This is a genomic window from Actinomyces naeslundii, assembly GCF_001956585.1.
In the GTDB taxonomy this organism is placed as follows: Bacteria; Actinomycetota; Actinomycetes; order Actinomycetales; family Actinomycetaceae; genus Actinomyces; species Actinomyces naeslundii.
Genome location: NZ_MSRR01000031.1, coordinates 125108 through 131556 on the forward strand (window position 1 = coordinate 125108; position 6449 = coordinate 131556).

The 6449-nt window shown below is 66.5% G+C and carries 4 protein-coding genes; 2 read left to right on the forward strand and 2 right to left on the reverse strand.

What is annotated here, in order from left to right; genetic code table 11:
- Positions 1-100: 100 nt before the first annotated feature.
- Positions 101-1789: an alpha,alpha-phosphotrehalase gene (locus BKH33_RS12480; protein WP_003785989.1), complete on the reverse strand. Its 1689-nt coding sequence runs from the start codon at positions 1787-1789 to the stop codon at positions 101-103.
- A gap of 317 nt (positions 1790-2106) precedes the next feature.
- On the opposite strand from BKH33_RS12480, the gene BKH33_RS13765 reads away from it, so the two are divergent.
- Positions 2107-2787, forward strand: a complete 681-nt coding sequence (locus BKH33_RS13765; protein WP_143229071.1) for a hypothetical protein — start codon at positions 2107-2109, stop codon at positions 2785-2787.
- Positions 2788-2801: 14 nt separating this feature from the next.
- On the opposite strand, the gene BKH33_RS12495 is transcribed toward BKH33_RS13765, so the two are convergent.
- Positions 2802-4610 carry a bifunctional folylpolyglutamate synthase/dihydrofolate synthase gene (locus tag BKH33_RS12495; protein ID WP_003785995.1) on the reverse strand — a complete coding sequence of 603 codons (1809 nt, stop codon included), beginning with the start codon at positions 4608-4610 and terminating at the stop codon, positions 2802-2804.
- Between the two features lie 383 nt (positions 4611-4993).
- On the opposite strand from BKH33_RS12495, the gene BKH33_RS12500 reads away from it, so the two are divergent.
- Positions 4994-6316: a UDP-glucose dehydrogenase family protein gene (locus tag BKH33_RS12500; protein WP_043540052.1), complete on the forward strand. Its 1323-nt coding sequence runs from the start codon at positions 4994-4996 to the stop codon at positions 6314-6316.
- Positions 6317-6449: the final 133 nt, after the last annotated feature.

Consider the following 6449-nt stretch of genomic DNA (forward strand, 5'->3'; position numbering starts at 1 on the left):
CGGAGCGCGGATGGGTGCGGCGTGTATCGGGGAGGGCGGCTCGGCAGCTCTCCGGGGCGGGCAGAAGACAGAAGGAAGAAAGGGGGCGAGGGCAGCCGACTCAGGCGAGCAGGGCGATGGCCTCGTAGGGACGCAGGTGAAGCGCCCCTGTCTCAAGACGGTCGGCGACGACGGACAGCTCACCGGGGCTGCGCGAGAGGTCGTTGCCGTCGTAGTTGCCGATGAGGATGCGGGCGGTGGTGAAGTCCTCGGGGACAGGGACCTCGGCGTCATGGTCACTGAAGCTGCACAGGACCAGCAGACGGCTGCCCTCGTGCTCGCGAATGTAGGCCAGGACGTCCTCGTGCTCCATGAGGTAGGGAACGTAGGTACCACGGGAGATAACGGGCAGCTCCTTACGCAGGGCGATGAGGCGCCGGTAGTAGGGCAGGATCCGCCCCCGCGACTCCTCGCACTCGACATTGACGGCCCCCTGGTTGGTGGGCCGCAGCCAGGGCCTGCCGGAAGTGAATCCGGCGCCGGGGGCCTCGGCGGTCCACTGCATGGGGGTGCGTGCGTTGTCGCGGGCCTTGGAGTGGACGACGGCGAAGGCCTCCTGGGGGTCCATGCCGCCGGCCGTGAGCTCCTTGTAGGCATTGCGGGCCTCGACATCGACGTAGTCCTCGATGGACAGGTAGGCAGGGTCGGTCATTCCGATCTCCTCGCCCATGTAGACGTAAGGCGTTCCGCGCAGCAGGTGGATGACAGTGGCCAACATGGTCGCGGACTCGACGTGGTAGTTCACGGGATCGGCGAAGCGGTCGATGGCGCGAGGCTGGTCATGGTTGTTCCAGAACAGGGCGTTCCAGCCGCCACCGGCCTGCATACCCAGGGCCCACTCGTTGAGGATGCGCTTGAGAGCGGCGAAGTCGTAGGGGATGCGGGTCCACTTGGCGCCGTCGGCGTAGTCGACCTTGAGGTGATGGAAGCTGAAGACCATGCTCAGCTCACCATTGGCCGGGTTGGAGTAGCCGACACAGGCCTCGACGGTGGTTGAGGACATCTCGCCGACGGTCATCGCGTCGGGGTCCTGGCCGAAGCTGGCAGCAGAGAGCTCACGCAGGTAGTCATGAACGAGGGGACCGTCGGTGTACATGTAGCGGTCATCGGTGTCGGCGGGTGCGTCCTCAAGCGGCAGGGTCTTGCCAATGACGTTGATGACGTCGAAGCGGAAGTCCTTGACACCCTTGGAGCGCCAGAAGTTGACGACCCCAGCGGCCTGGGCACGCACGGCCGGGTTGTGCCAGTTGAGGTCGGCCTGGGTGCGGTCGTAGAGGCACAGGTAGTACAGGCCGGTGTCACCGAAAGGCGCCCAGGCGGGGCCGCCGAACTTGGAGACCCAGTTGGTGGGCAGCGAGCCGTCCTCCTTGGGCGGCAGCAGGTAGAAGTAGTCCTGGTAGGCGGGGTCTCCAGCCAGGGCCCGTTGGAACCACTCATGATCGGTGGAGACGTGGTTGAGAACCATGTCCAGCATGACGCCGATGCCGCGCTCACCCAGGGCGGCGACAAGGTTCTCGAAGTCCTCCATGGTTCCCATGGCTGGGTCGATGGCGCAGTAGTCGGAGATGTCGTAGCCATTGTCCCGGCCCGGCGAGGGGAAGAAGGGGTTGAACCAGACATGATCCACCCCCAGCGAGGCGATGTAGTCGACCTTCTCAATGATGCCGCGCAGGTCGCCTACGCCGTCGCCGGTGGAGTCGCGGAAGGACTTGGGATAGATCTGGTAGACGACGCTGTCCGTCAATGACATGCGGGGGCTCCTGTGGGAAGCGGGATGGAAACGGAGGACTCACCCCCGAGCAACTTGTGCACACAAGTATGCGCTTGTGTGCACAAGTTGTCGATACGTCCTTCTGTGCTATAAGTCATGTGACTGGTTTCCAGAAGCGACGCCCCAAGTCTCTGGACATAGCGCCCTCATCCCCGTTCTCTCCACAAGAAAGATGGTCTCCCGTGAGCAGCAGTGAGCCCGTTCACCCGCACCGTCCTCACCACCTCCCCGCCCGAGCCCGACGAGCCTTGCCCGCACTCCCGCTCCTGTGCGCCCTGACACTCAGCGCCTGCGGCATGAGTGGCACAACATCCTCCGAAGCCGCATCCACCCCATCCGCTCAGGAGACACCCTCGGCCTCACACTCAGCAGCCGCCTCTCCGTCCGGGGGCGGGCAGAGGCCGTCCGCAGCACAGACGCAGACCGCACCGGGATCACCGTCTCCGTCGACGCAGGCCACTGACGGCCCCAGCCCTGCACCGGCGGACACCGCCCCCGACCGCAGCACGCTCCTCAATGCCTCGCTGCCTCTGCCCTCAACCTGCACAGCCAGCGGCCCCGTTTCCTTCTCCGGCGGACAGGCCCCTCTGAGCTTCGGGGGATTCGCCAGAATCGAGGACCCCTCAGCCACCTACCTCCTCGACGGCACTCCCACCACCGCCGTGGCACTGACCTGCAACGGCGGCGGATCGGCGGCCTTCCCCTCCCTGGCGTTCTACGACGACGAACTGAGCCTCGTCGCCTCCTACGACCTGTCGAGGATCGGTGGCGCCGGATCCTACGAGCCGGTTATCACTTCACTGGAACCACGGGGCGACATCCTTCACGTGGAGTGGAGCAACGAGAAGCTCCCCACGGACACCGCCGGAATGCACACCGGCTCAGGCACGGGCAGCGCCGACCTGAGCTGGAACGGGACGTCGTTCGACAAATCGAACACCACGGTCCACGACGCCCAGGGAAACCAGGTGGGCTAGAAAACCAGGCCGGATCAGGGCCTACCGAACAGGGCGCGGGCCTCGGCGGCCAGGACCACGGACCCGACGACAAGGACTCCCGAGGTGGTCAACGGGGTGTCGTGCCCCTCGGACAGGGCGACGGCCTGAGCCACGCCCTCGCCGAGCTGCTGGCTCACGACGACACGGTCGGCGCCGTAGACCTCCCGGGCGATCTCGCTCAGGTCATCAACATCCATAGCCCGGGGCGAGTCGATGGGAACGCACACGACGGCGTCGGTCACGGGCTCCAGTCCCGCCAGGATGCCCTCGGCGTCCTTGTCCGCCATGACCCCCAGGACCGCGACGAGGTGCTGGAAGCCGAAGGCCTCCTCGATGGCGCCCGTGAGGGCCTCGATGCCGTGGGGGTTGTGGGCGGCGTCGACCAGGACCGTGGGCGAGGAGCGCAGGACCTCCAGGCGGCCGGGACTGGTGACCGAGGCGAATCCGTCCTCGACGACGCGTGCGGGCAGCTGGCGCCCGCCGTGGATCGCCTCGGCGGCCGCCAGGGCCAGCAGGGCGTTGTGGGCCTGGTACTCCCCGTGCAGGGGGACGAAGACGTCCTCGTAGACGGCTGCGGCGGTGGCCAGCGTGACGAGCTGACCGCCAACGGCGAGCTGGCGGTCGAGGACCCGCAGGACACCGGCCTCCGGCGAGGTGGGATCCTCCTCCGGGTCGCGCTCACGGCGTACGACGGCCCGGTGCGAGGCTGCGGCCTGCTCGATCTCGGCGGCGGCGTCGGGGACCTGGTGGGCGACGACGACGGTGGCGCCGTCCTTGATGATGCCGGCCTTCTCGTGGGCGATCTCGGTGATGGAGGAGCCGAGCCAGCGCTCGTGATCACGCCCGATCGGGGTGATGACAGCGACATCGGAGCCGATGACGTTCGTGGCGTCCCAGCGCCCGCCCAGGCCCACCTCGATGATGGCGACGTCGACGGGATGGTCGGCAAATGCGGCCAGGGCCATGACGGCCAGGACCTCGAAGAAGGACAGGCGCGGCCCGCCCTCGGCCTGGGACCGCTCATCGACCATGGCGATATAAGGAGCCACGTCCTCCCAGGCCGCAATGAAGCCCTCTTCACTGATCGGCTCGCCGTCGAGGCTGATCCGTTCGCGGATGGTGGCCAGGTGCGGGGAGGTGAAGCGACCGGTGCGCATTCCGCCGGCGGCCAGCAGGCGCTCGGTCATGCGGGCCGTGGAGGTCTTGCCGTTGGTACCGGTGATGTGGACGGTGCGGTAGGTGCGCTCAGGGTTGCCCAGGATGTCGAGAACAGCCTCAACGCGCTCCAGGGAGGGCTGGACCTGGTGCTCAGGCGCACGGGAGAGGATCTCGGCCTCAACCTCACGCATGCGGGCGGAGACCTCGACGGCACGGGCAGCAGCCTCCAGCTCCCGCAGGTGCTCGTCCTCGGGGACGTCGGGGAGCTGAGGCTCCCAGGACTCCCAGTCATCGGAGTCGTCAGCGTCGACCTCGGCGAGGAGCTCCTCGAGGCGGTCGGGATCGCCACCGGGGATCATGTTGGCGGCGACGAGCTCGCGCAGGGCCTCAAGGTCCTCGCGATCCTGGACCTCAGCGTCCGCCTCCTGTTGGGCGCCCGCCTCTTGGAGGTCAGAGACGGAGACGGTCAGACTCTCTGCGTCCGCAGGGTCAGGGGAGCCCACAGCCTCCAGGTAGGGCAGCAGCTCGGGGTCGACCCCGCTCCCACCGAAGACGGCGTCGACGACCTCCTCCCCCGTGACGCCCTCGGGAATGCCAAAGGCAGCACCCGGCGTGGTCTGCTTGGAGTCGTCACCTGCGGGCACTGTGCCATCCTTTACTCGACGCGGCGGACTGGGTGGGCGCGCTCTCAGACGCCCCTGGCCGGCCCTAATCTAGCCGAGACGGCGACACCTACTCGCGCCGGACACTCACCCCGGCCATCCGAGTACCGCCCACGCGGCCTGCCATCCACTCCTGCACGGCAGCGCATAGACGCGCCGGCAATGATTTTAAAGGTTATCCCTTAAACGTCTATTTTGAGTTCGCAGTATATCTTACCGCCTCTATATACATGGCCCACATGGGCGCGGAATCAAAATTCGATGAGTACATCCTAATAGTTGGTGAAATATTTGAGGAATTCACCAGGGAACCTTATGGACGCAGGGGTAGACATACCCCCTGCGTACCTGCCTAGTCTTTTGCCATGCGTTTGTCAGTGATTGGTTGCGGATATCTCGGTGCTGTTCACGCTGCGTCAATGGCGGAGCTGGGACATGATGTGGTAGGAGTAGACGTTGACGCTCACAAGGTAGAGCTATTGAGTAATGGACGGGCCCCATTCTTTGAGCCCGAGTTAGAGGACTTGCTGGCTCGTAACGTAGACACCGGACGTCTGACCTTTACTCAGGACTTCTCCGCTATAGAAGGCGCTCAGATTCATTTCATCGGGGTAGGCACCCCTCAGTCAGAGTCGGGGGCGGCGGATATGACCTATGTCGACGCGGCGGTCTCCTCCATGCTCCCCCATCTGGGGCACTGCACCAGCGCCCCGGAGGTAGTCGCCGGCAAGTCGACGGTGCCCGTCGGCACTGCCTCCCGTCTGGCCCAGGCGATCGAGCCGACCGGAGCGCTGCTGGTGTGGAATCCTGAGTTCCTCAGGGAGGGCTTCGCCGTGCAGGACACGCTGCGCCCGGACCGCATGGTCTACGGCCTTCCGGCCGATCCAGGCGCCGCCACCAAGGCACAGGAGGCGATGGACGCGGTCTATGAGCAGATCCTGGCCTCTGGCACCCCGCGTCTCCTCATGGACTACGCGACTGCCGAGCTGGTCAAGATCAGCGCGAACGCCTTCCTGGCCACGAAGATCTCCTTCATCAACGCCATGTCCCAGGTCTGCGACGCCGCAGGCGCCAATGTGACGGCTCTGGCGGAGGCGATCGGCATGGATGATCGCATCGGTCGCCGTTTCCTGCGCGCCGGCATCGGATTCGGGGGCGGCTGCCTTCCCAAGGACATCCGCGCCTTCCAGGCCCGCGCCGACGAGCTCGGCGTCGGCGACGCCCTGACCTTCCTCGCGGAGGTGGACAAGGTGAATGACACCATGCGAGCCGGTGTCATCCGCACGGTGAGGAGGCTCCTGGGCGACCGCCTGGCCGGAGCCACGGTGACGGTGCTTGGAGCGGCCTTCAAACCGGACAGTGACGATATGCGCAACTCCCCCGCACTGGACCTTGCCGTGGAACTGGCACATCTGGCCAAGCGGGTCGTCGTGCACGACCCTGCCGCCGGCCCGATCCTCGCGGAGCGGTCGAACCGCCCGTACGAGGTCGCCCTGTCCGCACGCTCGGCCCTGGAGGGCACGGACCTCGTCCTCATTGGCACGGAGTGGCGCGAGTACCGGGACCTCGACCCCGCCCAGGCGGCCGACCTGGCACGCACCCGCTACGTGATCGATGGCCGCAACTGCCTGGATGCGCAGGCCTGGAAGGCGGCCGGCTGGAGCTACCGCGGTATCGGGCGACGGTGAGCGGGCGGGGCGGAGCCGGCTCAGCGTCCCCTGTTCCGACGAGCCAGGATCTCCATCACGGCTCGAGTGCTGGTGGCCAGGACTGTCATGTCGCTGGTTGCCAGCAGGGCCATGCAGGTCCAGACCGTGGCGG